This window comes from Pigmentiphaga sp. YJ18 (genome assembly GCF_038066655.1).
Classification (GTDB): domain Bacteria; phylum Pseudomonadota; class Gammaproteobacteria; order Burkholderiales; family Burkholderiaceae_B; genus Pigmentiphaga.
Map to the genome: position 1 here is coordinate 1,943,045 of NZ_JBBUKU010000001.1, position 22,982 is coordinate 1,966,026.

The 22,982-nt window shown below is 69.2% G+C and carries 19 protein-coding genes; 14 read left to right on the plus strand and 5 right to left on the minus strand.

Going from position 1 to position 22,982, the window contains the following annotated elements; translation table 11 throughout:
- Positions 1 to 39 precede the first annotated feature (39 nt).
- Genes WKR98_RS09515 through WKR98_RS09525 form a run of 3 tightly spaced genes read left to right on the plus strand, consistent with a single transcriptional unit; the run spans position 40 to position 2,263 of the window.
- On the plus strand, positions 40 to 792 hold the full coding sequence (locus WKR98_RS09515; protein WP_124687877.1) for an amino acid ABC transporter permease: 753 nt from the start codon (positions 40 to 42) through the stop codon (positions 790 to 792).
- Positions 793 to 803: 11 nt separating this feature from the next.
- A complete protein-coding gene (locus WKR98_RS09520) occupies positions 804 to 1,496 on the plus strand; it encodes an amino acid ABC transporter permease (protein ID WP_341432732.1) in 693 nt (230 codons plus the stop codon).
- Between the two features lie 32 nt (positions 1,497 to 1,528).
- Positions 1,529 to 2,263, plus strand: a complete 735-nt coding sequence (locus WKR98_RS09525; RefSeq protein ID WP_341432733.1) for an amino acid ABC transporter ATP-binding protein — start codon at positions 1,529 to 1,531, stop codon at positions 2,261 to 2,263.
- A 38-nt stretch (positions 2,264 to 2,301) separates the two neighbouring features.
- Here the strand turns inward: WKR98_RS09525 and WKR98_RS09530 are convergent, their stop codons facing one another.
- Positions 2,302 to 3,222, minus strand: a complete 921-nt coding sequence (locus WKR98_RS09530) for a LysR family transcriptional regulator (protein WP_124687880.1) — start codon at positions 3,220 to 3,222, stop codon at positions 2,302 to 2,304.
- 141 nt (positions 3,223 to 3,363) lie between these two features.
- On the opposite strand from WKR98_RS09530, the gene WKR98_RS09535 reads away from it, so the two are divergent.
- Positions 3,364 to 4,431, plus strand: a complete 1,068-nt coding sequence (locus tag WKR98_RS09535; RefSeq protein ID WP_341432734.1) for a tartrate dehydrogenase — start codon at positions 3,364 to 3,366, stop codon at positions 4,429 to 4,431.
- Between the two features lie 8 nt (positions 4,432 to 4,439).
- On the plus strand, positions 4,440 to 5,339 hold the full coding sequence (locus WKR98_RS09540; RefSeq protein ID WP_341432735.1) for an alpha/beta fold hydrolase: 900 nt from the start codon (positions 4,440 to 4,442) through the stop codon (positions 5,337 to 5,339).
- Between the two features lie 3 nt (positions 5,340 to 5,342).
- Here the strand turns inward: WKR98_RS09540 and WKR98_RS09545 are convergent, their stop codons facing one another.
- A complete protein-coding gene (locus WKR98_RS09545) occupies positions 5,343 to 6,602 on the minus strand; it encodes a citrate synthase family protein (RefSeq protein ID WP_341433842.1) in 1,260 nt (419 codons plus the stop codon).
- Positions 6,603 to 6,718: 116 nt separating this feature from the next.
- On the opposite strand from WKR98_RS09545, the gene WKR98_RS09550 reads away from it, so the two are divergent.
- Both WKR98_RS09550 and WKR98_RS09555 read left to right on the plus strand, forming a co-directional pair.
- Positions 6,719 to 7,429 (plus strand): glutathione binding-like protein, encoded by a 711-nt coding sequence (locus WKR98_RS09550; RefSeq protein WP_341432736.1) that lies wholly within the window; start codon positions 6,719 to 6,721, stop codon positions 7,427 to 7,429.
- Positions 7,430 to 7,573: 144 nt separating this feature from the next.
- The gene (locus WKR98_RS09555; protein WP_124687884.1) at positions 7,574 to 8,857 is read left to right on the plus strand and encodes a glycerate kinase type-2 family protein; all 1,284 of its coding nucleotides are present in this window, start codon (positions 7,574 to 7,576) and stop codon (positions 8,855 to 8,857) included.
- On the opposite strand, the gene WKR98_RS09560 is transcribed toward WKR98_RS09555, so the two are convergent.
- Positions 8,823 to 10,028, minus strand: coding sequence for a M20 aminoacylase family protein (locus WKR98_RS09560; protein ID WP_341432737.1), 1,206 nt, complete (start codon positions 10,026 to 10,028; stop codon positions 8,823 to 8,825). The genes WKR98_RS09555 and WKR98_RS09560 overlap by 35 nt on opposite strands.
- Before the next feature lie 172 nt (positions 10,029 to 10,200).
- Here WKR98_RS09560 and WKR98_RS09565 point away from each other — a divergent pair, with 172 nt between their 5' ends.
- The 3 genes from WKR98_RS09565 to WKR98_RS09575 all read left to right on the plus strand — a co-directional run bounded on the left by WKR98_RS09565 (position 10,201) and on the right by WKR98_RS09575 (position 14,527).
- Positions 10,201 to 11,364, plus strand: coding sequence for an aminopeptidase (locus WKR98_RS09565; protein ID WP_341432738.1), 1,164 nt, complete (start codon positions 10,201 to 10,203; stop codon positions 11,362 to 11,364).
- 43 nt (positions 11,365 to 11,407) lie between these two features.
- Positions 11,408 to 13,102, plus strand: a complete 1,695-nt coding sequence (locus WKR98_RS09570) for a long-chain-fatty-acid--CoA ligase (RefSeq protein WP_341432739.1) — start codon at positions 11,408 to 11,410, stop codon at positions 13,100 to 13,102.
- A gap of 69 nt (positions 13,103 to 13,171) precedes the next feature.
- A complete protein-coding gene (locus tag WKR98_RS09575; RefSeq protein ID WP_238160286.1) occupies positions 13,172 to 14,527 on the plus strand; it encodes a phospholipase A in 1,356 nt (451 codons plus the stop codon).
- Positions 14,528 to 14,542: 15 nt separating this feature from the next.
- Here WKR98_RS09575 and WKR98_RS09580 read toward each other — a convergent pair whose 3' ends face one another.
- Positions 14,543 to 15,403: an inositol monophosphatase family protein gene (locus WKR98_RS09580; RefSeq protein WP_124687888.1), complete on the minus strand. Its 861-nt coding sequence runs from the start codon at positions 15,401 to 15,403 to the stop codon at positions 14,543 to 14,545.
- Between the two features lie 346 nt (positions 15,404 to 15,749).
- On the opposite strand from WKR98_RS09580, the gene mnmC reads away from it, so the two are divergent.
- Positions 15,750 to 17,651, plus strand: a complete 1,902-nt coding sequence (mnmC, locus tag WKR98_RS09585; RefSeq protein WP_445936094.1) for an FAD-dependent 5-carboxymethylaminomethyl-2-thiouridine(34) oxidoreductase MnmC — start codon at positions 15,750 to 15,752, stop codon at positions 17,649 to 17,651.
- Between the two features lie 333 nt (positions 17,652 to 17,984).
- Complete coding sequence (locus WKR98_RS09590; protein WP_124687890.1) at positions 17,985 to 20,213, plus strand: glycoside hydrolase family 31 protein; 2,229 nt, start codon at positions 17,985 to 17,987, stop codon at positions 20,211 to 20,213.
- A gap of 255 nt (positions 20,214 to 20,468) precedes the next feature.
- Here WKR98_RS09590 and WKR98_RS09595 read toward each other — a convergent pair whose 3' ends face one another.
- Positions 20,469 to 21,287 (minus strand): copper resistance protein NlpE N-terminal domain-containing protein, encoded by an 819-nt coding sequence (locus tag WKR98_RS09595; RefSeq protein WP_341432741.1) that lies wholly within the window; start codon positions 21,285 to 21,287, stop codon positions 20,469 to 20,471.
- Between the two features lie 66 nt (positions 21,288 to 21,353).
- Between WKR98_RS09595 and WKR98_RS09600 the strand changes: the two genes are divergently transcribed.
- Positions 21,354 to 22,334: a prepilin peptidase gene (locus WKR98_RS09600; RefSeq protein WP_445936079.1), complete on the plus strand. Its 981-nt coding sequence runs from the start codon at positions 21,354 to 21,356 to the stop codon at positions 22,332 to 22,334.
- A complete protein-coding gene (gene coaE, locus WKR98_RS09605) occupies positions 22,328 to 22,972 on the plus strand; it encodes a dephospho-CoA kinase (protein WP_124687892.1) in 645 nt (214 codons plus the stop codon). Before WKR98_RS09600 ends, coaE begins: the two co-directional genes overlap by 7 nt.
- The last annotated feature ends 10 nt before the right edge of the window (positions 22,973 to 22,982 follow it).

Genomic DNA, 22,982 nt, shown 5'->3' on the forward strand with positions numbered 1-22,982 from the left:
CGGCGCTGTGCCGGGCCGGGTAAGCACGGCGGAGCCGCGATGAACTACAACTGGAACTGGAAGATATTCTGGGAACTGTCACCCGACGGCCAGGGTACCTACATGGATACGCTGCTGTCGGGCCTGCAATGGACGCTGGCCACGGCGCTGGCGGCATGGGTGATCGCCTTCGTGCTGGGCTCCATCGTCGGCGTGGTACGCACCACGCAGGTCAAGTGGGCCGTCCGCCTGGCCGGGGCCTATGTGGAGCTGTTCCGCAACATCCCGCTGCTGGTGCAGCTTTTCCTGTGGTATTTCGTGTTGCCTGAACTGCTGCCCGAGGCGCTGGGCAACGCCATCAAGCAGATCGCGCCGCCGTGGGGCGCGTACTGGCCGGCGGTGCTGTGCCTGGGGTTCTTCACCTCGTCGCGGGTGGCCGAGCAGGTGCGGGCCGGCATCGAGTCGCTGCCGCGCGGGCAGCGCATGGCGGCCACGGCGCTGGGGCTGCGCGGCACGCAGGTCTATCGCCATGTGCTGCTGCCCATCGCCTATCGGGTGATCCTGCCGCCGCTCACGTCCGAGTTCATGAACATCATCAAGAACTCGTCGGTCGCCATGACGATCGGCCTGCTGGAGTTGACGGGCCGTGCCCGGTCGATGCAGGAGTTCAGCTTCCAGGTGTTCGAAGCCTTCGCGGCGGCCACGGTGCTGTACCTGATCGTCAGCCTGGTGGTCGTCACCTTCATGCGCTGGGTCGAGCGGCGTGTGGCCGTGCCCGGGTTCATCGGGCCCGCGCGCGACGGCTCGCACTGAAGGGGGCGGACATGTTCGGCGATTTCGATTTCGACGTCATCTGGCGCACGGCGCCCTACCTGTTCAAGGAGGGCATGATCTTCACCCTGACGCTGACCGCGATGGCGACGGCGGGCGGCATCGTCTTCGGCACGTTGCTGGCGATGATGCGGCTGTCGCGCTTCGGCTGGCTGTCGGCCGTGGCGGGTACCTACGTGAACCTGATGCGTTCGCTGCCGCTCCTGCTGGTGATCTTCTGGTTCTATTTCCTCGTGCCCTACATCGGCGCGTGGATCATCGGGTCGTCCACGCCGATCAAGGTCGGCGCCTACTGGTCCTCGGTAATCACCTTCACGATGTTCGAGGCGGCCTTCTTCTGCGAGATCATGCGGGCCGGCATCCAGTCGATTTCGCGCGGGCAGACCTACGCCGCCTATGCGCTGGGCCTGAACTACTGGCAGGCCATGGGCAGCGTGATCCTGCCGCAGGCCTTCCGCAACATGATCCCTGTGTTGTTGACGCAGACGATCGTGCTGTTCCAGGACACGTCGCTGGTCTATGTGCTGTCGATCACGGATTTCCTGGGCGCGGCGTCGAAGGTGGCGCAGCGCGACGGGCGTCTGGTGGAGATGTATGTGTTCGCGGCGGTGGTGTATTTCATCATCTGCTTCGCCGCGTCGAGGCTGGTGCGGCGGTTGCAGCAGCGGGTGGCGATCGTCCGCTGACGGGGCCCGGAATACTTTCAGGAGAATCTCGAATGATCGAGATCAAGCATGTGAGCAAGTGGTACGGGTCTTTCCAGGTGCTGGCCGATTGCTCGACTTCGGTGGCGACGGGCGAGGTGGTGGTGGTGTGCGGGCCCTCGGGGTCGGGCAAGTCGACGTTGATCAAGACGGTCAATGCGCTGGAGCCGTTCCAGGAAGGGGAGATCGTGGTGGATGGCATTTCGGTGGGCGACGCGAAGACGGACCTGCCGAAGCTGCGATCGAAGGTGGGGATGGTGTTCCAGCATTTCGAGCTGTTTCCTCATCTGTCGGTCATGGACAATCTGACGCTGGCCCAGGTGAAGGTGTTGGGGCGGGGGAAGGATGAGGCGGTGGAACGGGCGCGCAAGCTGCTGGACCGGGTGGGGTTGAAGGCGCAGCAGGAGAAGTTTCCGGGGCAGTTGTCGGGAGGGCAGCAGCAGCGGGTGGCGATCGCGCGGGCGTTGTCGATGGATCCGGTCGCGATGCTGTTCGACGAGCCGACGTCGGCGCTGGATCCGGAGATGGTGAACGAGGTGCTGGATGTGATGGTGGATCTGGCCAAAGAGGGCATGACGATGATGGTGGTGACCCACGAGATGGGGTTCGCCAGGAAGGTGGCGCATCGGGTGGTGTTCATGGATGGCGGGAGGATCGTGGAGGACACTGACAAGGATGCGTTCTTCGATCCGTCGGCGCAGCGGTCCGAGCGGGCGCGCCATTTCCTGTCGAAGATCTTGCCGCATTGATTGGTAAGAGGGGAGGGCGACCTGTACGGCTGCTCCGCCTACCAGGACAATCCTTCTTCCCGCTCGCGCCGCCGGTGCGCGAAGCGTTCCGCCAGGAAGTCCACGAAGGCGGTGGTCTTGGCGGACAGGTTCTGGCGCTCGGGATACAGCGCGAAGATGTCGGCCGAGGGGGTGTGCCAGTCTTCCAGGACGGCCACCAGCCTGCCCGAGCGCAGGTAGGCGCCGACCTCCCACTCCGAACGCATGATGATGCCGTGGCCTTCCAGGGCCCAGTACAGGGCGCTTTCGCCGTCGTTGGCGCTGAGCGGGCCGCGGACCTTGACGGTTTCGGTGCGGGTGCCCGAGCGCAGGTGCCAGGTGCCGTAGGCGGTGTCGCTTTCGCGGATGACGATGCAGGGGTGGCGGGCCAGGTCGCGCGGGGATGCGGGTGGCGGGTGGCGCTTCAGGTAGATGGGCGAGGCACACAGCAGGCGGCGGTTGGAGGCGATCTTGCGGGCGGTCAGGCGGGCGTCGGGCAGGTCGCCGATGCGGATGCAGACGTCGAAGGATTCGTCCAGCAGGCTGGCGGGGCGGTCGGTCAGGTGGAGCTGGGCCTGGACGGCGGGGAAGCGCTTGAGGAAGTCGGAAAGGGCGGGGGCGATGTGGTGGCGGCCGAAGCCCAGGGTGGCGTTGATGCGCAGCAGGCCGCGGGGTTCGTCGCGGCTGCGGCCGACCGTGTGTTCGAGTTCCTCGACGTCGGCCAGGATGCGGTTGCCTTCGCGCAGGTAGAGTTCGCCCTCGTGAGTCAACGCGATGCGGCGGGTGGTGCGGTTGAGCAGGCGCACGCCCAGGCGCTGCTCCAGCCGCTGCAGGCGCTTGCTGACGGCGGGGGTGGACAGGCCCAGTTCGCGGGCGGCGGCCGACAGGCTGCCGTGGCGGATCAGGAGCGAGAAGAAAGCGAGGTCGGAGATGGTGTCCATCGTTAACTTCAGTTCAACAATGGTTTTTATCTCGTTCAATTATGAAGGGCAAGCGCGAGATACACTTGATCCATTCCATCCCGCGCCGGTTTCCGCGGCAGGCTTGCGTGCCGGCGCCACCACGACGAGGACGTTTCATCCATGGCCCACCGCATTGCAGTAATACCCGGCGACGGCATCGGCACCGAGGTCGTTCCAGAAGGCTTGCGTGTGCTGGAGGCGGCGGCGTCGCGCTTCGGCATCGGGCTGTCGTTCGACCGTTTCGACTTCGCCTCGTGCGCGTACTACGCCCGGCATGGCGCCATGCTGCCCGACGACTGGAAGGAGCAGATCGGCGGCCATGACGCGATCTTCTTCGGCGCGGTGGGCTGGCCGGCCACGGTGCCGGACCACGTCTCGCTGTGGGGCTCGCTGCTGAAGTTCCGCCGCGAGTTCGACCAGTACGTGAACCTGCGTCCCGTGCGGCTGATGCCCGGCGTGCCGTCGCCGCTGGCCAACCGCAAGCCGGGCGACATCGATTTCTACGTGGTGCGCGAGAACACCGAGGGCGAGTATTCCAGCGTGGGCGGCCGCATGTTCGAAGGCACCGAGCGCGAGGTCGTGCTGCAGGAAACGGTCATGACGCGCACCGGGGTCGACCGGGTGCTGAAGTTCGCCTTCGACCTGGCGGCGTCGCGGCCGCGCAAGCACCTGACCTCGGCCACCAAGTCCAACGGCATCGCCATCAGCATGCCGTACTGGGACGAGCGGGTGGAGGCGATGGCGGGCAAGTATGGCGACGTACGCGTGGACAAGTTCCACATCGACATCCTGACCGCCAATTTCGTGCTGCATCCCGACTGGTTCGATGTGGTGGTGGCCTCCAACCTGTTCGGCGACATCCTGTCGGACCTGGGCCCCGCCTGCACCGGCACGATAGGCATCGCGCCCTCGGCCAACCTGAATCCCGACCGCCGCTTCCCGTCGCTGTTCGAGCCGGTGCACGGCTCGGCGCCCGACATCGCCGGCAAGGGCGTGGCCAATCCCATCGCGCAGATCTGGTCGGGCGCGTTGATGCTGGAGTTCCTGGGCCACAAGGCGGCGCACGACGCCATCCTGTCGGCCATCGAGACCGTGCTGTCCGACGGTCCGCGCACGTCCGACATGGGCGGCAAGGCGGTCACGTCCGATGTCGGCAAGGCGGTGGCGGAACTCGTCGCGAAAAGCTAGGGGCCGCCATGTCCGAAATCTCGCTCTTCAACGACCGGCTGCAGCATTTCCACGTCAATGGCGTGGACATCGCCGCGCGCGTGGGCGGCACCGGGCCGGCGCTGCTGCTGATGCACGGACATCCCCAGTCCCACGCCATGTGGCACAAGCTGTGGGCCCGGCTGACCAACCGCTACACCTGCGTCGCCATCGACCTGCGCGGCTACGGCGACAGCGGCATGCCGGCGGACGAGCCGGCCGGGCACGAGGCCTTCTCCAAGCGGACGATGGCGGTGGACGCGGTGGAGGTGATGCGCTGCATCGGCTGCGAGACCTTCGGCGTGCTGGCCCACGATCGCGGGGCGCGCGTCGCGCACCGGCTGGCGCTGGACCATGCCGAGCGGATCGAGCGCATGATGCTGCTGGACATCGCGCCCACGCTGGACATGTACGAGGGCACCACGCGCGGTTTCGCGCAGGCCTACTACCACTGGTTCTGGCTGATCCAGCCGGCGCCTTTCCCCGAGCAGCTGATCGGTTCCGATCCGGCCTTCTACCTGCGTTCGGTCATGGGCGGGCGCCATGCGGGCCTGGCTCCCTTCACCGGCCACGCGATGGCCGAGTACGAACGCTGCGCGCGCCATCCGCACTGGGCGCACGCGATCTGCGAGGACTATCGCGCGGCTGCCACCATCGACCTGGAACACGACCGCGCCGACCGCGGCCAGGGCAATCGGGTGGATTGTCCGCTGCGGGTCCTGTGGGGCGGAAAAGGGGTGGTGGGGCGCTATTTCGACGTGCTGGACCTGTGGCGCAGGCAGGCCTCGCAGGTCGATGGCCGGGCGCTGGACTGCGGCCACTACATCGCCGAGGAAGCGCCGGACGCCCTGTGGGTCGAGATCGAGTCGTTCTGGCCGTCGGGCGACTAAGGCTCAGGGTTCGCCGGCGGCACCCACGAACTTGGCCCGGGGCCGCAGCAGCATGCCGCTCAGGCGCTGTTCCTGCACGTGGGCGACCCAGCCCGCCATGCGCGCCAGCGTGAACAGCGTGCCCACCGACTGGCGCGGCACGCCCATGGCCATGGCCAGGACGATGCCGCCCAGTTCATGTCGGGGGTGCAGGCCGAACTCGCCGCGCACGTCGTCGATGAAGCGATGGATCTGTTCGAGCGCCGCCTTCTGGCGCGGCCGCTTGCGCGCCAGTTCGATCAGCAGTTCGGCGCGCTCGTCGCCCTTGGGGTAGAGCGGGTGGCCGAAGCCCGGCACGCTGGCACCGCGTTCGTGCTGCGCGCGCGCCTGCCGCATGAGGCCGGCGGCGTCGTCGGCGCTGCGCAGGAAGTCCTCGATCCGGTCGTACATCCGGCCCAGGTGCACGCCGGCCGAACTGCAGATGGCCGAGGCGACGCAACTGTGCAGGGTCGACCCGCCCGAGGCCGCGACGCGCGCGGCGAAGGTGCTGGGGGACAGTTCGTGGTCGGCGAACAGCACCAGGAAGGCTTCCATGGCTTGCAGGTTGGCCGGGTTGGCGGGCAGGTCCAGGGCCGCCAGCAGGCCCTCGGCCATGGACGCGCCGTCAGCGATGGCATGGAAGCGGCGCCGGCGCGACACCAGGCCCATGCAGCCGGCCAGGGTCTTGATCAGTTGGCGGGCCGCTTCGTGCATGTGGCCGCCGCGCATGCGGTCCTCCACAGACCCGCGCGACATGCCCAGGCGCAGCGTGACGATGGCCATGATCTCCAGCAAACCGCTGTTGGACTTGGGCGGCGCGAGCGACTCCAGCAAGGTTTCCTGGAGCCGGGGCGTGATGCCGGTTTCCCAGCGGCGCGGGGCATCGTGCCAGACGCCGGTCCACAGCAGTTCGCACACCGCCTCGTAGCTGGCATGCCCGCGGGCCAGCCGCACCGCCGAATGGCCGCGGTAGTGCGGGCCGTCGGACCGGATCTCGGTGATCGAAGTGGGGATGATGGGTTCGCCCCAGTTCATGGCCGAGGCGGCCACCGCCCCGTGGCCCGAGCGGGCGCTGGAGCGAGCCTTGGCCCGCAGCACGTCCTCGTGCAGGTACAGACGCTGCCGCGTGTCCGGCTGCTTGACGCTGCGTATCCAGCCCTTGCTGACGTAGGCATACAGCGTCTGCATGCGTATGCCCAGCAGCTCCACGGCTTCCTTGGCGCTGAGATAGTCCTTGTGCGTCATGGTCTTCAAGGTTGATCGATCTTCATCAATATTCTACGTCCGGGCCCGGTGTATTGCCGCCATTCGCGGCTGGTATAGTCCGGCGGATCGACCCTTTCATCGAGCAAGGATTCCCCATGACGGACCTGTCCGCTTTCCCGATCACCCGCAAATGGCCCGCGCAGCATCCGGACCGCATCCAGCTCTATTCGCTGCCCACCCCCAACGGCGTGAAGGCCTCGATCATGCTCGAGGAAACCGGCCTGCCGTACGAGCCGCACCGGGTGGCGTTCGACAGCCAGGACCAGATGTCGCCGGAGTTCCTGTCGCTCAACCCCAACAACAAGATCCCCGCCATCCTCGATCCCGATGGCCCGGGCGGCAAGCCGCTGCCGCTGTTCGAGTCCGGCGCCATCCTGGTCTACCTGGCCGAGAAGTCGGGCAAGTTCATTCCCCAGGATCCCGCCGGCCGCTACCAGGCCATGCAGTGGGTGATGTTCCAGATGGGCGGCATCGGCCCGATGTTCGGCCAGGTGGGGTTCTTCCACAAATTCGCCGGCAAGGACTACGAGGACAAGCGTCCGCGCGACCGCTACGTGGCCGAGTCGCGCCGCCTGCTGGGGGTGCTGGAGCGCCATCTGGACGGCAAGGCCTGGATCCTGGGCGACGACTACGGCATTGCCGACATCGCCACCTTCCCGTGGGTGCGCAACCTGGTGGGCTTCTACGGCGCGGGCGAGCTGGTCGGGTTCGCCGACTTCCCCAACGTGAAGCGGGTGCTGGACGCCTTCGTGGCGCGTCCCGCGGTACAGCGGGGCCTGCTGATTCCAGCCGCGCCCACCGCCTGAGGGCGGTTGCAACAAGGTGCTACGCGGGGGAGTGGTGCATGCCGGGGCGATGGGTGGAATAGGGATTTCATCCAGCTAGCCAAGCCGTGGCGGGCCGCCATAATGGCTATCACCACGAAAAGAGACATCAGCCGTTCCCCGCGTATGCATCAGCTCCTCCTGGAATCGTTTCAAGCCGCCGTCGCCGCCGCCGACCCCCTTCACATCACCGCCCGCCACCTTCCGGCCCCCCCCAGGGGCCGCACGGTCGTCGTCGGCGCGGGCAAGGCCGCCGCCAGCATGGCCCGCGCCGTCGAGGATGCCTGGCCCGCCGACGCCCCCCTGGAAGGTTTGGTCGTGACCCGCTACGGGCACGGCATGCCGCTCGATCGCATCGCCTGCGTCGAGGCCGGGCATCCGGTGCCCGACGCGGCCGGCGAACGGGCCGCTGGCGACATCCTGCGACTGGCTTCGGAACTGGGCGACGACGACCTGCTGATCGTGCTCGTGTCCGGCGGCGGCTCCAGTTTGCTGTCGCTGCCGGTGCCGGCGGTGCCCATGGCCGCGCTGCGCGAAGTCACCCAGTCGCTGCTGCGCAGCGGCGCCCCCATCGAATCGATGAACGTGGTGCGCAAGCACCTGTCGCAATTGCAGGGCGGGCGCCTGGCCGCGTCGACGCGGGCCCGGGTCCTGGGCCTGATCGTGTCCGACGTCGCGGGCGACGATCCGTCCGCCATCGCCTCCGGCCCCACGGTGGCCGATCCCAGCACCTACGCCGACGCGCTCGACATCCTGCGCCGCCACGGCGTTCAGGCGCCGCCGCCGGTGCTCGACTGGCTCGAGGGCGGGGCCGCGGGACGCCACCCCGAAACCCCCAAGGCCGGCGACCCGGTGTTCGAGCGGGTAGAGAACCACGTCATCGCCACCGCCCAGCAAAGCCTGCAGGCCGGCGCGCGCGTCCTGCGGCGCGCGGGTATCCAGGCGGTGGTGCTGGGCGATACCGTCACGGGCGAAGCCCGCGAGGTGGCCAAGGTCTATGCCGCGCTGGCGCGCCAGGTCCTGCGGCATGGCGAGCCCTTCGATGCGCCGGTGGCGCTGGTGTCCGGGGGAGAATGCACGGTCACGGTGCGCGGCGGAGGCCGCGGCGGGCGCTGCACCGAGTTCCTGCTGTCGCTGGCCGCCGAGCTGTGCGGCGAAGCCAGGATCTCGGCCCTGGCCTGCGATACCGACGGCATCGACGGCAGCGAGGACAACGCCGGCGCCTGGTGGGACAGCGAACGCCTGCGCCGGGCGGCGGCCCGGGGCGTGACGCCCGGCCCGTGGCTGGACGCCAACGACGCCTGGGGTTATTTCCGCGAACTGGATACCCTGGTCACGACGGGCCCCACGCTGACCAACGTCAACGACTACCGCGTCATACTGATCGAGGCCGAGCGAACCAGTCGCTGACCAGCTTCACCCAGAAGCTGGCCCCCAGCGGCAGCAGGTCGTCGTTGAAGTCGTAGCTGCCGTTGTGCAGCGTGCACGGCCCCAGCCCGTGGCCGGCCTCGCGGTGCGCGCCGTCGCCATTGCCGATGAAGACGTAGCAGCCGGGCTTCTCCTGCAGCATGAAGGCGAAGTCCTCGGCGCCCATCGTGGGTTCGGTGGCGGCGTCCACCTGGCTCGGCCCGACCAGCGATTGCAGCACGCCGGTCACGAAGCGGGTCTCGTCGGGGTGGTTGATCAGCGGCGGATACTTGCGCTGGAAATCGACCTCGATCCGGGCGCCATGGGCCAGTTCCATGCCCTGGGCGATCTCGCGCATGCGCTGCTCGATCAGGTCCAGGACCTCGATGGTGAAGGTGCGCACCGTGCCCACCATCTCGGCCTCGTCCGGGACGATGTTGGTGGTCGTGCCCGCGTGGATCTGGGTGATGCTGAGCACCGCGGTGTCGATCGGCTTCTTGTTGCGGGTCAGGATGGTCTGCAAGGATTGCGCGAGCTGCACGGCGATCATGACCGGATCGACGCCCAGGTGGGGCAGGGCGGCATGGGTGCCCTTGCCCGTGACCACGATGCGGAAATCGTTGCTGGAGGCCATCATCGGCCCTGGCGTGACGGCGAAGCTGCCGACCGGGATGCCGGGCCAGTTGTGCATGCCGAACACGGCCTGCATGGGAAAGCGGGTGAACAGCCCGTCGTCGATCATGGCCTTGCCGCCGCCGCCACCTTCCTCGGCCGGCTGGAAGATCAGGTAGACGGTGCCGGGGAAGTCCCGATGCGCCGCCAGGTGGCGGGCGGCGCCCAGCAGCATGGCGCAGTGGCCGTCGTGGCCGCAGGCGTGCATCTTCCCGGCGTTGACGCTGGCGTGTTCGAAGGTGTTGAGTTCCTGCAGGGGCAGGGCGTCCATGTCGGCCCGCAGGCCGATGGCCGGGCCGTTCCTGTCCGTGCCTTCCAGGACGCCGACCAGGCCGGTGCCTCCCAGGCCGCGCACGACCGGGATGCCCCAGCCCTCCAGCAGGCGGGCGATGGTGTCCGACGTGCGGTGTTCCTCGTAGCACAGCTCGGGGTGGGCGTGGAGGTCGCGTCGGATCGTCTTCAGGTCGCTCTGGAAGGCGACGATGGGTTCGAGCAGATTCATGGGGAACTCCTGAATGTTGCCCCTCCGCGGGTGCGAGCGCGCCGCGCCTGGTCCAGGCGGTCGCGAAGGCGGAAAGGGCCGATGTGCCGCGCCGTATCCGGCGTCGCCGGCCGGGTGTCGTGTGCCCGAAGTCCGGCGGTTACCATAGCCATTATCTCCAATGAGCTTGTCTATGGCGAGTGTAACGACGAGGGGCCGGGCGGCCTGGGTTGCCCTGGTCCTGGCCGGGGCGCTGGCGGGATGCGCCGACCTGCGCTACTACGCGCAATCCATAGGTGGACATTCGTCGCTGCTGCAGGCGGCGCGGCCGGTGGACCAGGTGCTGGCCGATTCTTCCACGTCGCCCGATTTGCGCCAGCGCTTGCGCTACGCGCAGGACGCCCGCCACTATGCCAGCCAGGTGCTGGGCCTGCCCGACAACCGCAGCTACACCGAATACGCCGACGTGAAGCGTCCCTACGTCGTCTGGAACGTGTTCGCCACGCCGGAACTGTCCCTGCGGCTCAAGCAGTCCTGCTTCCCGGTGGTGGGATGCATAGACTACCGGGGCTACTACAGCGAGGCCGATGCGCGGCGGATGGCCGGTGAATTGAAGGCCCAGGGCTGGGACGTGCACGTGGGGGGCGTGCCGGCCTATTCCACGCTGGGCTGGTATCCGGATCCCTTCGTCAACACCTTCATCCGCCTGCCGCCGGCCGAGGTCGCGCGCCTGGTCTTCCACGAGCTGACCCACCAGGCGGTCTATGCCAGGAACGACACGGCGTTCAACGAGTCGCTGGCCACCGCGGTGGAGCAGATCGGCGTCGAGCGCTGGCTGCGGGAACCGCAGAACCAGTCGCTGCGGCCCGCCTACGAGGCCTTCGATGCGCGCCGGCGCGATTTCGTCGCGCTGCTGCTGGAGACGCGCCGGCAATTGGCGCAGGCCTACGGCGAGACCGGCGCCCGCCAGGGTCCGGCGCCCACCACGCCCGACCCGGCGGGCCTGGGGCCGGACGAGATCGAGCGGCGGCGTGCCCGCAAGGCCGAGATCATTGCCGACCTGCGGTCCCGCTACGAGCGGATGAAACGCGAGCGGTGGCACGGCTATGCCGGCTACGACGCCTGGTTCTCGCAGGCGCTGAACAACGCGCAATTCGCGGCCATGGGCGCGTATCACCAATGGGTGCCCGCGCTGCTGGCCATGGCGCGCCGCTGCGAGAGCTGCCGCGACGGCAGCCTGGCGCCGTTCCTGGACGAGGCGCGCGAGTTGGCGCGGCTGCCGTATGCCGAGCGCCGGCGGCGATTGATGGCGGAAACCGAACGCGCGCAGGCCGCTGGGCTATCATCGGCCCCATAGACCGACACCGAGCGGCGCAGACCAGACAGACCAGGAGACGTGCATGCAAAGACCGTGGCTGGCGTACTACCCGCCGGGCATTCCCGCCGACATCGACCCGGGGCGCTATCGGTCCCTGATCCAGTTGCTGGAGGAATCGTTCGAGCAGTACGCCGAACGCCCGGCCTTCGTCTGCATGGGCAAGACGCTTGCCTACGCCGACATCGACGCCATGTCGCGCAAGCTGGGGGCCTGGCTGCAATCGCGCGGACTGCCGCGCGGCGCGCGGGTGGCCCTGATGATGCCCAATGTCCTGCAGTACCCCGTGGCCATCGCGGCGGTATTGCGGGCCGGCTATACGGTGGTCAACGTCAATCCTCTATACACCGCCCCGGAACTGGAGCACCAGCTCAAGGACAGCGGCGCCGAGGCCATCGTCATCCTGGAGAACTTCGCCCACACCCTGCAGCAGGTACTGCCGGCCACGGCCATCCGGCACATCGTGGTGGCGTCCATGGGCGACCTGATGGACGGCATGAAGGGCGTCCTGGTCAATGCCGTGGTGCGCTACGTGAAGAAGCTCGTCCCGCCGTTCAGCCTGCCGGGCGCGGTCGGCTTCCGGCGCGCGCTGGCGCAAGGGGCGGCACGGGAACTGGCGCGCCCCGAGGTCGGGCCCGACGACGTCGCCTTCCTGCAGTACACCGGCGGCACGACGGGCGTGGCCAAGGGGGCCGTCCTGCTGCACCGGAACCTCGTCGCCAACGTGCTGCAGTGCGATGCCTGGCTGCTGACCGACGAACAGCCTGCCACGCAGGGCGGACCGCGCACCCAGCACATCTTCGTCTGCGCCCTGCCGCTGTATCACATCTTCGGCCTGACGGTGTGCGCCCTGCTCGGCATGCGGGCCGGCGGTCTCAACGTGATGGTGCCCAACCCGCGCGACATCCCCGACCTGGTCAGGACGCTGTCGGGCTACCGCTTCACGCTGTTCCCCGGCGTCAACACCCTGTTCAACGCCCTGCTGAACAACGAGAAGTTCCGGTCGCTGGACTTCTCCGGCCTGCGCGTGAGCGTGGGCGGCGGCATGGCGGTGCAGAAGGCGGTGGCCGACCGCTGGCGCGAGGTGACCCGGTCGCCCCTGTGCGAGGGCTACGGCCTGTCGGAGACGTCGCCGGTGGCCTGCTGCACGCCCATCAACATCAAGGAATACTCCGGCACCATCGGCATTCCGCTGCCCTCGACCGAGGCGGAGATCCTGGACGACGACGGCGCCGCGCTGCCCATCGGCGAGCGCGGCGAGATCGCGCTGCGGGGCCCGCAGGTCATGCCGGGCTACTGGAACATGCCGGACGAGACCGCCCGCGTCATGACGGCGGACGGATTCTTCAAGACCGGCGACATCGGCATCATGGACGAACGCGGCTACATCCGCATCGTCGACCGCAAGAAGGACATGATCCTGGTGTCGGGCTTCAACGTGTATCCCAACGAGGTCGAGGCCGTGGTGTCCCAGCATCCGGGCGTGCTGGAGTGCGCCGCCATCGGCGTGCCCGACGAGCATTCCGGCGAGGCGGTGAAGGTGGTCGTGGTCAAGCGCGACCCGGCGCTGACCGAGCAGGACCTGAAGGCCTTCTGCCGCGACCGCCTGACCGGCTACAAGCGGCCGCGCCACATCGAGTTCCGGTCGGAGCTGCCCAAGTCCAACGTGGGCAAGATCCTGCGGCGCGAACTGCGGGCAGGCACCGAGGCCGCCGCGTAAGGGGCGATCCCCGGCATGCCCCTACAATGGCGGCGTCTGCCCCATCGCGGGCATTGTCCGGGAGTCCACATGCTAGGTCGGATGGCTGGCCATCGTCCCCATGCGCCGCATGGCGCCGTGCGCCGCGCGCTCGTGCCCGCGAGCCTTTGCGCCCTGATGGCCGCCGCGCCGCTGCAGGCGGACGCGGGCGTGACCTTCAGGCTGGACCGCATCCAGGCCGGGCCCGGCGAGACCGTGCGCATCGAAGCCATGTTCTTCAACGACGGCAACGCCACGGCGACCTGGGATGCGCCGCGCGAACTGGTGCTGCAATGGCGCGACGCCGCCGGCAGCGTCGTGCGCGCGCCCGCGCGGCTCGACGGAGGCACCGCCGTGCTGCAGATACCCGTGGGCCAGTTCTCGCGCGCGAGCTGGTCGGCCGTGGTGCCCGAGCAGGCGCGCGGCCTGCAGGCCATTGCGATCGAAGGCGAGCCGGTGCTGCTGGCGCTGGACGCGACGCCGGCCGAGAAGGGCGTCATCGTGGGTTCGCGCGCGATCGGCCCCATCGTCGACCCGCGCGCGCCCGCCGCGGTGCCGCAGGTGCCGGACAATGGCGTGCTGGCCGCGGTCAGCGGCTTGTCGGCGGGCTCGGGGCTGGGCAGCACCGCGCTGTCGGGACCGGCGCCGGCGGAGGCCGCCGGCCCGGGCAACGACGAGCATGACGTGCTGAGCCGCTTCCGCAGCGCACTGTCGCCCTACGAACCCGTGTATTTCAGCTTCGGCGCCCGTCCCGACCTGAACGCGCGCTTCCAGGTCAGTCTGAAGTTCCGGCTGTTCCAGCCCCGCGACGGCGAGGAAACGGGCTTTCTCAACAACCTGTACCTGGGCTATAGCCAGACCTCGCTGTGGGACTTGGGCGAGAACTCGGCCCCGTTCCGCGACAGCAGCTATCGTCCCGCGGTCTTCTGGCTGTCGGACCGGGTCTGGGAATCGCAGGACCGCCGCAAGTCGCTGGGCTTCGACGGCGGCTTCGAGCACGAGTCCAACGGGCGCGACGGCGATACCTCGCGCGCCATCAATTCCCTGTATGCCCGGCCCACGCTGCGCTACCGCCTGGACGACGGCAGCACCCTGAGCTTCGGTCCCAAGATCAAGTACTACATGACCCGCGAGGGCAATCCGGACATCGCCAACTACCGGGGCCATGTCGACTACCAGTTGCGCTGGGCCAAGGACGACGGCCTGATGGTGTCGGCGCTGGTGCGCAAGGGCCACGAGAAGGGGTCGCTGCAACTGGACATGGCCTACCCGCTGCGCAAGCTGGGGCTGGGCCGCCTGAACGGCTTCCTGCACGTGCAGTACTTCAACGGCTACGGCGAGACCTTGCTGGACTACAACGTGCGCGCCAGGTCCCAGGTGCGCATCGGCCTGATGATCGTGCGCTGACCGGCCGTCGGGCCTTCAGGCCGCGCCGGCGGCCTTGAGATTGGGGCCGATCAGCTCGTGCAGGGCCTTGGCCACGCCGGGGCCGCCCGCGACGATGTTGCCCTGTTCGGGCCAGGGGGCCTGGCCGAACGGATCGAAGGCCTGTCCGCCGGCTTCACGCACCAGCAGCGTGCCGGCGGCGACGTCCCACGGCTTGAGCCGTAGTTCCCAGTAACCGTCGAAGCGTCCGCAGGCCACCCAGGCCAGGTCCAGCGCCGCGGCGCCGTTGCGCCGCACGCCGCGCGTGCCGTGCATGGCGTCGCGCAGCATGGGCAGGTAGCTTTCGGTGAACGACATGTCGCTGTAGGGGAAGCCCGTGGCCAGCAGGGCATCGGCCAGCGTTTCGGTGCGCGAGCAGTGGATGCGGTGGCTGTTGAGCCAGGCGCCCACGCCCCGGACCGAGGTGAACATCTCTTCGCGGCAGGGATCGTAGATCACGCCCACCACCGGTCCCGGCTCGCACCGGGCTTCCTCGAAGGCGATGCCGCAGCCCTCGTGGGCGACCAGCGCGATGGAGACGGCGTAGTGGGGAATGGCGTGGACGAAGTTGGTGGTGCCGTCCAGCGGGTCGATGTACCAGCTGGCGGGGCCCGAGGGCGATCCGCCCGTTTCCTCGGCCACGATGCCGTATTGCGGCGTGCGCGCGCGCAGGACTTCGATGATGGCGATCTCGGCCTCGCGGTCCGCCTGCGAGACCAGGTCGTTGCGGGCCTTCAGGTCGATCACCAGTTCCGAGCGCTTGTGCGCATAGGCCTGCAGGATCGCGGCGCCGGCATGCGCGGCGGTGACGGCGGCTTCGAGCGCCTTGAAGAGATCCAGCGGGACGGGTTTGTCCATGGTGGGAGCTGCGGAGATGCTCATAGAGGAAGTGTACCCCCCCTACGCGCTTACGCGCGCCCCCCAGGGGGCGAAACCGGCGGACTGGCAAAGCCAGATCCGCGGTTTCCTGGGTCTAGTACGCGCTTCTTGGATTGGATCACCGTTGCTACCGCTGGCAGCCAGCGATAGCACCCGTGCCAAACCCAAGATAACGGTACTAGACCCAGGATGCGGTGGATCCGGCTTTGCCGGTCCACCCGCATCGCCCCCTTGAGGGGGCCCGCGTAGCGGGTAGGGGGTGGGCTTCCCTTCCGGTCCGCTCGCATCGCCCCCTGGGGGCGCCCGAAGGGCGTAGGGGGGTATCATCCTCGCCGTGTTTATTCCTTTGACTCCTTCCCGGCCAGCCTTCGATCAGGATGGCCTGCCCTACAGCCCGCTCTACGGCGACATCTACCATGCCGCCCAGGGGGCGTTGGAGCAGGCTCGCCATGTGTTCCTGGCGGGCAACGGTTTGCCGGAGCGATGGCGCGGACGCGAGCGGTTCACCGTGTGCGAGACGGGATTCGGGCTGGGGTTGACCTTCCTGACGCTGTGGCGGGCCTGGCGCGACGATCCCCGGCGCAGCCGGCGGCTGCATGTGGTGTCCGTCGAGGCCCATCCGTTCACCCGCGAGGACCTGGCGGAACTGTTGCGCGCGCGGCTGCCCGCCGATTGGCAGGACATGGCCGCGCAGTTGCTGGCGCAATGGCCGCCGCTCCTGCCGGGGTTGCACCGGCTGGACCTGGATGGCGGGGCGGTGACGCTGACCCTGGCCTTCGGCCTGGCCGAACAGGTCGTGCCCCGGCTGGTCCTGCGCGCGGACGCCTTTTTCCTGGATGGCTTCAAGCCCACGCTGAATCCCGGCATGTGGTCCGAGCCGCTGATGCGCGCGCTGGCCAGGCTGGCCGCGCCGGGCGCCACGGCGGCGACCTGGGCGAGCGCCGGCGTGATGCGCCGGGCCTTGCAGACGGCGGGTTTCGAGGTGGAGCGCCGGGACGGCTTCGGCGGCAAGCTCCACATGACGGTGGCGCGCTACGCACCGCGTTTCGAGCGCCGCCACCCGCCGGCCGAACCACCGTCCTTCGCCGAGCGCCATGCCGTGGTGGTGGGGGCGGGCATCGCCGGGGCTGGTGTGGCGCATGCGCTGGCGCTGCGCGGCTGGCGCGTGTCCGTGTTCGACGCGGCGTGGGGAGCCCCGGCGCAGGGGGCCGGCCACCTGGCTGCCGCGCTGACGCCGCTGCTGGCCCGGGATGACAGCCCGCGCGCGCGCCTGAGCCGCGCCGGGGCCTTGCGCGCGGCCGCGCGCTGGACGCCGTGGATGGATGGCGGGATCGTCGCCCGCTGCGGCACCGTGCAGCAGGCCAAGTCGGACGACAAAGAGGCCGGCATGCATGCCATGCTGGAGGAACTGGGCTTTCCAGCCGACTGGGTGCGCCCGGTGACGAGGGATGAGGCCAGCGAACTGGCCGGCTGCCCGGCGGCGCGCGGCGGCGTGTATTTCCCCGGCGGACTGCGCGTACGCCCGCGCCTGCTGGGCGCTGCGCTGCTGTCCCGCCCTGGCATCGAAGTCCGGGCCGCCGGCGTAGCCCGCATCGAGCCGCTGCCGGCCGATGTGCCCGCGGGGCGGCGGTGGCGGGCGGTCGATGGGCAGGGCGCCACGCTGGCCGAGGCCGAGATCGTGGTGCTGGCCAATGCCGCCCAGGCTCCCCGGCTGCTGGCTGCCAGCGGCCTGGCGCCCACTGGCGGCGAACTGCCGGGCTTCTTCGGGCAAAAGGCCATAGCGGGGCAGATCACGCTGCTTCCGGCGCAAGATGCCGGCTGGCGCCCGCCGCACTGCGTGGTGGCGGGCGACGGCTATGTGCTGCCCGCCGTGGACGGCGCCTGCGTGGCCGGCAGCACCTATGTGCACGAGGCCGCGCAGGCCGTCGCCACGGCCGAGGGCCATGCGGTCAACCTGGAACGGGCCGCCCGGCTGCTGCCGGAACTGGCCGGTGCCGGCCTGGATCCCGGCGCGCTCACGGGCTGGGCCGGCTGGCGCGCCGTACTGCCCGGCAGGCTGCCGGTGATAGGCGAATCGCCCGTCCACGGCGGGCTTTGGGCCGCCTCGGGCTATGCCTCGCGCGGGCTCAGTTGGTCCGCCCTGGGGGGCGACATACTGGCCGCTTCCCTGGAGGGAGAACCCATGGTGCTGGAAGGGGATTTGCTGCGAATGATCGCCTGGCGCTGATCCTGGGCCGAATCGTGGGAAAATAGAAGGATTAACAGCAAAAAGACGTGCCCGAGGGCGCGCGGTGCCCGGCCCGTGCGTCCCGATCCGCCGCTTCCAGGGGCGAAGGATGGCCCCGGATACGGCCTTGCCGGGTCTCCCGTGGAGCCCCGCGAGGCGCGCTTGGACGGGAGAAGGCTGCTTCCACGGTTTATTTGCCTCTCCGAATCCGTCAAAATAGAGGTTTTGGCGAAAAAGTGCGGTCATCTGCCGCATTCGGGGCGGATAGCGGGGCCTCGCGAGGGGTTGCGTCTTTGCTATTGCCAATCTGTCGAAAGCGATCGAGGGAAACCTGTGCCACTTCAATTCGACTCCTCCCGCTACCAGCGTCTGGAATCCCTGTCTCTCAACACATCCAGCCCGGCTGCCGTCCGTTTCACGACAGACCAGGGCCAGGCGGTACTGGTCGAGGCCAGCGCGCCAGGTGTGTTCCGGTTGAGCATGGGCACGCCCGCCGCGACCGGCAAGCCGGCCTCCGGCTCGGCCACGCGCGCCGCGGCCCTGCATGACCTGTTGGCCCGGGACGAGGCCATAGGCGAGGCCGTGGTTGAACAGGCGGACGTGGCCGGCCAGTCAGGCTGGCGCATCGTCCAGGGCGACAACGTGCTCGAGATCGCCGCCAATCCCGTGCGGCTGGCCCTGTACCGCAAGGGGCAGCAGGTGCTGGTCTCGTCCGCCGACGAGGACCTGTGCCCGCTTGGCACCGAGGACGCCTCGGCCCCGGCGTCGTGGGCCCTGTGCTTCGACCTCGCGACCGGTGAAGCCGTCCACGGCCTGGGCGAAAGCCGCATCATGCTGGATCGCCGCGCCGAGCGCGTCGTCTCCGACGAGGCCGAGTCGCGCGCCTTGCCGCTGGCCTGGAGCCCGCGCGGCTGGGGCCTGTACGTCAATACGCTCGAATCCGTCGTGCACGACATCGGCCTGCCCGAATTCGCGCCCGACAGCTATGTGGTGACCGTCGCCGACGCCCAGCTGGACGTGTTCCTGTTCGTGGGCGAGCCGGCCGAGATCCTGAACCAGTACACCCAGCTGACCGGCCGCGCCGGGCAGCCCACGCTGTGGAGCATGGGCGCGTGGCTGCACCAGGCGGCCGGCACCGGCGCCGAACAGCTCGCGTCCGTGGCCGGCCAGATGCGCAGCCGCGGCGTGCCCGTCGACGCCGTGTCGTTCCGCCCGCCCGCGGCCTGGGAGATCCGCGCCAAGCTGAACCTGGAATGGGACGCCGCCCGCTTCCCGGATCCGCGCCAGGTGCTGAGCGAGTTCAAGGGCCTGGACCTGAAGGTGTGCGCACCGGGCTTTCCGGGCGTGCCCACTCAAAGCCCCATGTTCGCCGAGCTGGAGGACAAGGGCTGGCTGCTGACCGATGAGTCCGGCGCCGCCCAGGTGTTCGCGGGCGTGCCCGCCAGCGCCGGCGGCAGCTTCGGCCTGCTCGACCTGACCCATCGCGACGTGTGGACCTTCTGGCGCGACAAGATCCGCCAGGTCATGGACGAGGGCGTCGATGCGGTGTCCTGCGACATCCAGTTCGACATTCCCGACGGCGTCGAGGCGCGCAACGGCGATACCGGCGCACGGCTGCGCACGGCCTATCCCATGCTGGCCAAGCGCTGCCTGTTCGAGGCGGCGGCCTGGAACAAGACTCCGCCCGAAGGCGTGGTGTGGAGCCGCGATCTCTTCCCGACCGGCCAGCGCCTGCCCATGCAGGCGCCGGTGTCGGTGCCCAATACCTGGGAAGGCCTGGCCGAATCGCTGCGCGCCGCGCTGACCTCGGGCGCCAGCGGCCTGCCGGCCCATGCCCACGACATCGGTTCGCCCGAGCATCCGCTGGGAACCATGACGCCCGAGCTGTACCTGCGCTGGCTGGCGGCCGGCGTGTTTAGCTCGCACCTGCGCTTCCACGCGGTGCCGGGGCTGCTGCCCTGGGATTTCGGCGACGAAGCCTTCCAGCACGTGCAGACGCTGATGCAGTGGCGCTACCGGCTCATTCCCTACGTGCTGGGCGTGATCGAGGACGCGGCCCGCACCGGCCTGCCGGTGCAGCGTTCCATGGCGCTGTCCTTCCCGGATGATCCCGAGGCGCATGCCCACGAGCTGCAATACCTGCTCGGCCCGGCCCTGCTGGTCGTGCCCGCGGTGCAGCCGGGCAACCAGATCCGCGTCTATTTCCCCAAGGGGGAAGCCTGGTGGGATCTGAACACGGGCTGGCGCTACGAGGGCGGCACGAGCTGGACCTTCGAATGCGGACTGGACCGCCTGCCGGTCTTCGGCCGCGAAGGCCACATGCTGTGCCTGGGCCCCGCCGCCCAGCACACCGGCGAATTCAACTCCGCCCGCATCCTGGACGAGGTCTGGCTGTTCGGCATGCCCGTGCACAACCCCAGCGTGATGCGCAACAAGATCCGCGTCATGCAGATGCAGGGATCGAGCTACGCCAAGGGCCTGGAAGGCCTGAAGATCCTGCCGTCCGAAGGCCTGGAAGTGAAGCGCCGCGGCGCGGAAGTCCGGATCTCACGCGCTAGGTAGAGGAACCCCCCCTACGCGCTTACGCGCGCCCCCCAGGGGGCGAAACCGGCGGACTGGCAAAGCCAGATCCGCGGTTTCCTGGGTCTAGTACCTGTTTCTTGGCACGTCACACCGTAGCTACCGCTGGCAGCCAGCGATAGCACCCGTGCGACGTACCAAGATGGCCCCACAAGACCACGACATGGGGGATCCGGCTTCGCCGGTCCCCCGCCGTCGGCCCCCTGGGGGGCGCGCGTCAGCGCGTAGGGGGGGACCCTAGTCCTCGCAGGGGCTGTCCAGGGTGCCGCGGGCCAGTTTGTCCACGACCACCGACTCCACCGGGGGTTCGCCGTTGCGGGCGATGTGGCCGTCTATCCACATCAGGACCGGGGTGCCGGGCGCCACGCGCAGTTTGGCGTAGGCGTCGGCCAGTGCCTGGGCCTGGCCGGCGGAGGCTACCGGGTAGCGCTTGCCGGTGCTGCAGATGGCGAAGGTGGGTTGGCCGTCCTTGGGTACGACCTTGCCGCGCATCGTGAAGGTGTCGGTAATGAAATCCACCTCGAACTGCTGGGTCAGGGCGTAGTTCAGCGTGGACTGGATGGGTTCGCCATTCTGGTCCAGCATGCGCAGCGTGGTGGCGGAGATGAACTCGTAGAGTCCGCCTTCGTTGCGGTCGCCGATCAGGCGGATCTGGTCGGGCGAATCGAACAGGCGTTCCCAGCGGCCGGTGCTGACGAAGCTCAGTTCCTTGTTGTCGCGGGTGCCGAAATACACGCGGCGCATGCGCCAGGTCCAGTCGGGCAGCAGCGTGAGCGTGACGCGCTGGCCGGCGCAGTCGGCGCAGGGGATCACGCCGCGGAAGGTCTGGGGCTGGGCCAGGGGCACGCCCCGGTCCTGCCTGCCTCGTTCGGCCTGTTCCTGCTTCACGGCGGGCGGCGGCGGGATCACCGCGTCGGCGGCGGTCAGGGTGCCGGAGCGTTCGCGGTCGGGCAGGGGGATGGAGCACGCGCCCAGTCCGGCCGCCACGACCAGGACGGCGGCCAGGGTGGCAAGGCGGGAAGGTGCGGGGCGGGAAGAAAGGGGCGGGTTGATCATCACGGCTCCGGCTCTTGAGATTTACCGCAAGTCTAACCTGTTGCGTCTGCCGGCATGCGACGGGAAATGCGGCCGGCCGATGGATGCCGTGCCGCGGCGGTAGGACATTTATCGCAGCAACCGCTCCACGCGAGACCCGTGGGGCGGTTAAGCTTGCGGGGGGCCGCCGTGGCGGCGTTTTCATTCTTGCCTATGTCATTCGTGCAGATACTCGCGGCCACCCCGTGGCTGGCCCATACGGCCGCCGCCGTGCTGGGGCTGGTGGTGGGCAGCTTCCTCAACGTCGTGATCGCGCGGCTGCCGCAGATGATGCAGCGTGCCTGGCAGGAGCAGTGCGCCGAACTGCATGGCGACTCCCCGCCCGAACCGGCGCGCTTCGACCTGGCCTATCCCGCTTCGCACTGCCCGGCCTGCCGGCATCCCATTTCGTGGCGCCACAACATCCCGGTGCTGGGCTGGCTCGTGCTGCGCGGCCGCTGCGCTCATTGTGCCGCGCCCATCTCCTGGCAGTACCCGCTGGTGGAACTCGCGGCGGCGGCGTTGTTCGCGGCCTGCGTGGCCGTGTTCGGCGTGACGTGGAGCAGCCTGGCGGCCATGGCGTTCTGCGCGGTCTGCCTGGCGCTGGCCGTGATCGACCACCAGACCTCGCTGCTTCCGGATGACCTGACGCTGCCGCTGCTGTGGGCGGGCCTGTTCGTCAACCTGTGGGGCGGCTTCGCCTTCCTGCCCGACGCGGTCATCGGCGCGATGGCGGGCTACGGGGTGCTGTGGTCCGTGTACTGGCTGTTCCGCCTGCTGACGGGCAAGGAAGGCATGGGCTATGGCGACTTCAAGCTGCTGGCCGCGATCGGCGCCTGGCTGGGGTGGCAGAGCCTGCCGCTGGTCATGGTGGCGGCCTCGCTGGCAGGCGTGGCGGTGGCCGGAGTGCTGATGATCGCCGGCCGGGTGCGGCGCGGCCAGCCGCTGCCCTTCGGGCCGTACCTGGCGGCGGCGGGCGTGGCCGCGCTGTTCGCGGGCGATGCATGGATTAAGCTGCTGGCATGGTAGGCACACTTTCCTCTTCCCGCGTCCGGCCCCTGCGCGTGGGCCTGACGGGCGGCATCGGATCCGGCAAGACCGCCGTGGCGGATCTGCTGGAGGCGCAGGGCGCGGCCGTGATCGATACCGATGCCATCGCGCATGCGCTGACCGCCCCGGGCGGACTGGCCATCGAGCCCGTGCGGCGCGAATTCGGTCCGGACATGATCGGTCCAGACGGCGCGATGGATCGCCCCCGGATGCGGGCCCTGGTGTTCTCCGACGGCCAGGCCAAGGCGCGGCTGGAAGCGCTGATCCACCCGCTCATCGGCCAGGAGGTCGAGCGCGAGGCGGCCGGGCGCCAGGGGCTCTACCAGGTCTTCGTGGTGCCGCTGCTGGTGGAGTCCGGCCGCTGGCGGGACCGGGTGGACCGCATCTGCGTGGTCGACTGCGACGAGGCCACCCAGGTCCGGCGCGTCCAGCGCCGCAGCGGCCTGGCTCCCGAGATGGTGGCCCGCATCATGGCCGCCCAGGCCACGCGCGCCCAGCGCCTGGCGGTGGCCGACGACGTCATCGTCAACGACGGCGAGACCACGCCCGGGCAGTTGGCGCAACGCACCCTGGCCCAGCACCGCGTCTGGCTGGATCTGCCCGCACCGACCGGCTAGCGACCCGCCA

Excerpts from the sequence above, each read along its gene's own strand:
- WKR98_RS09595 (WP_341432741.1), bottom strand. The coding sequence starts at position 21,287 with ATGATCAACCCGCCCCTTTCTTCCCGCCCCGCACCTTCCCGCCTTGCC.
- WKR98_RS09535 (WP_341432734.1), top strand. The coding sequence starts at position 3,364 with ATGGCCCACCGCATTGCAGTAATACCCGGCGACGGCATCGGCACCGAG.
- WKR98_RS09540 (WP_341432735.1), top strand. The coding sequence starts at position 4,440 with ATGTCCGAAATCTCGCTCTTCAACGACCGGCTGCAGCATTTCCACGTC.
- WKR98_RS09600 (WP_445936079.1), top strand. The coding sequence starts at position 21,354 with ATGCGGCCGGCCGATGGATGCCGTGCCGCGGCGGTAGGACATTTATCG.
- WKR98_RS09550 (WP_341432736.1), top strand. The coding sequence starts at position 6,719 with ATGACGGACCTGTCCGCTTTCCCGATCACCCGCAAATGGCCCGCGCAG.
- WKR98_RS09520 (WP_341432732.1), top strand. The coding sequence starts at position 804 with ATGTTCGGCGATTTCGATTTCGACGTCATCTGGCGCACGGCGCCCTAC.
- WKR98_RS09525 (WP_341432733.1), top strand. The coding sequence starts at position 1,529 with ATGATCGAGATCAAGCATGTGAGCAAGTGGTACGGGTCTTTCCAGGTG.
- WKR98_RS09575 (WP_238160286.1), top strand. The coding sequence starts at position 13,172 with ATGCTAGGTCGGATGGCTGGCCATCGTCCCCATGCGCCGCATGGCGCC.
- WKR98_RS09570 (WP_341432739.1), top strand. The coding sequence starts at position 11,408 with ATGCAAAGACCGTGGCTGGCGTACTACCCGCCGGGCATTCCCGCCGAC.
- WKR98_RS09565 (WP_341432738.1), top strand. The coding sequence starts at position 10,201 with ATGGCGAGTGTAACGACGAGGGGCCGGGCGGCCTGGGTTGCCCTGGTC.
- WKR98_RS09555 (WP_124687884.1), top strand. The coding sequence starts at position 7,574 with ATGCATCAGCTCCTCCTGGAATCGTTTCAAGCCGCCGTCGCCGCCGCC.
- WKR98_RS09545 (WP_341433842.1), bottom strand. The coding sequence starts at position 6,602 with ATGACGCACAAGGACTATCTCAGCGCCAAGGAAGCCGTGGAGCTGCTG.
- WKR98_RS09515 (WP_124687877.1), top strand. The coding sequence starts at position 40 with ATGAACTACAACTGGAACTGGAAGATATTCTGGGAACTGTCACCCGAC.
- WKR98_RS09530 (WP_124687880.1), bottom strand. The coding sequence starts at position 3,222 with ATGGACACCATCTCCGACCTCGCTTTCTTCTCGCTCCTGATCCGCCAC.
- WKR98_RS09580 (WP_124687888.1), bottom strand. The coding sequence starts at position 15,403 with ATGGACAAACCCGTCCCGCTGGATCTCTTCAAGGCGCTCGAAGCCGCC.
- WKR98_RS09560 (WP_341432737.1), bottom strand. The coding sequence starts at position 10,028 with ATGAATCTGCTCGAACCCATCGTCGCCTTCCAGAGCGACCTGAAGACG.
- coaE (WP_124687892.1), top strand. The coding sequence starts at position 22,328 with ATGGTAGGCACACTTTCCTCTTCCCGCGTCCGGCCCCTGCGCGTGGGC.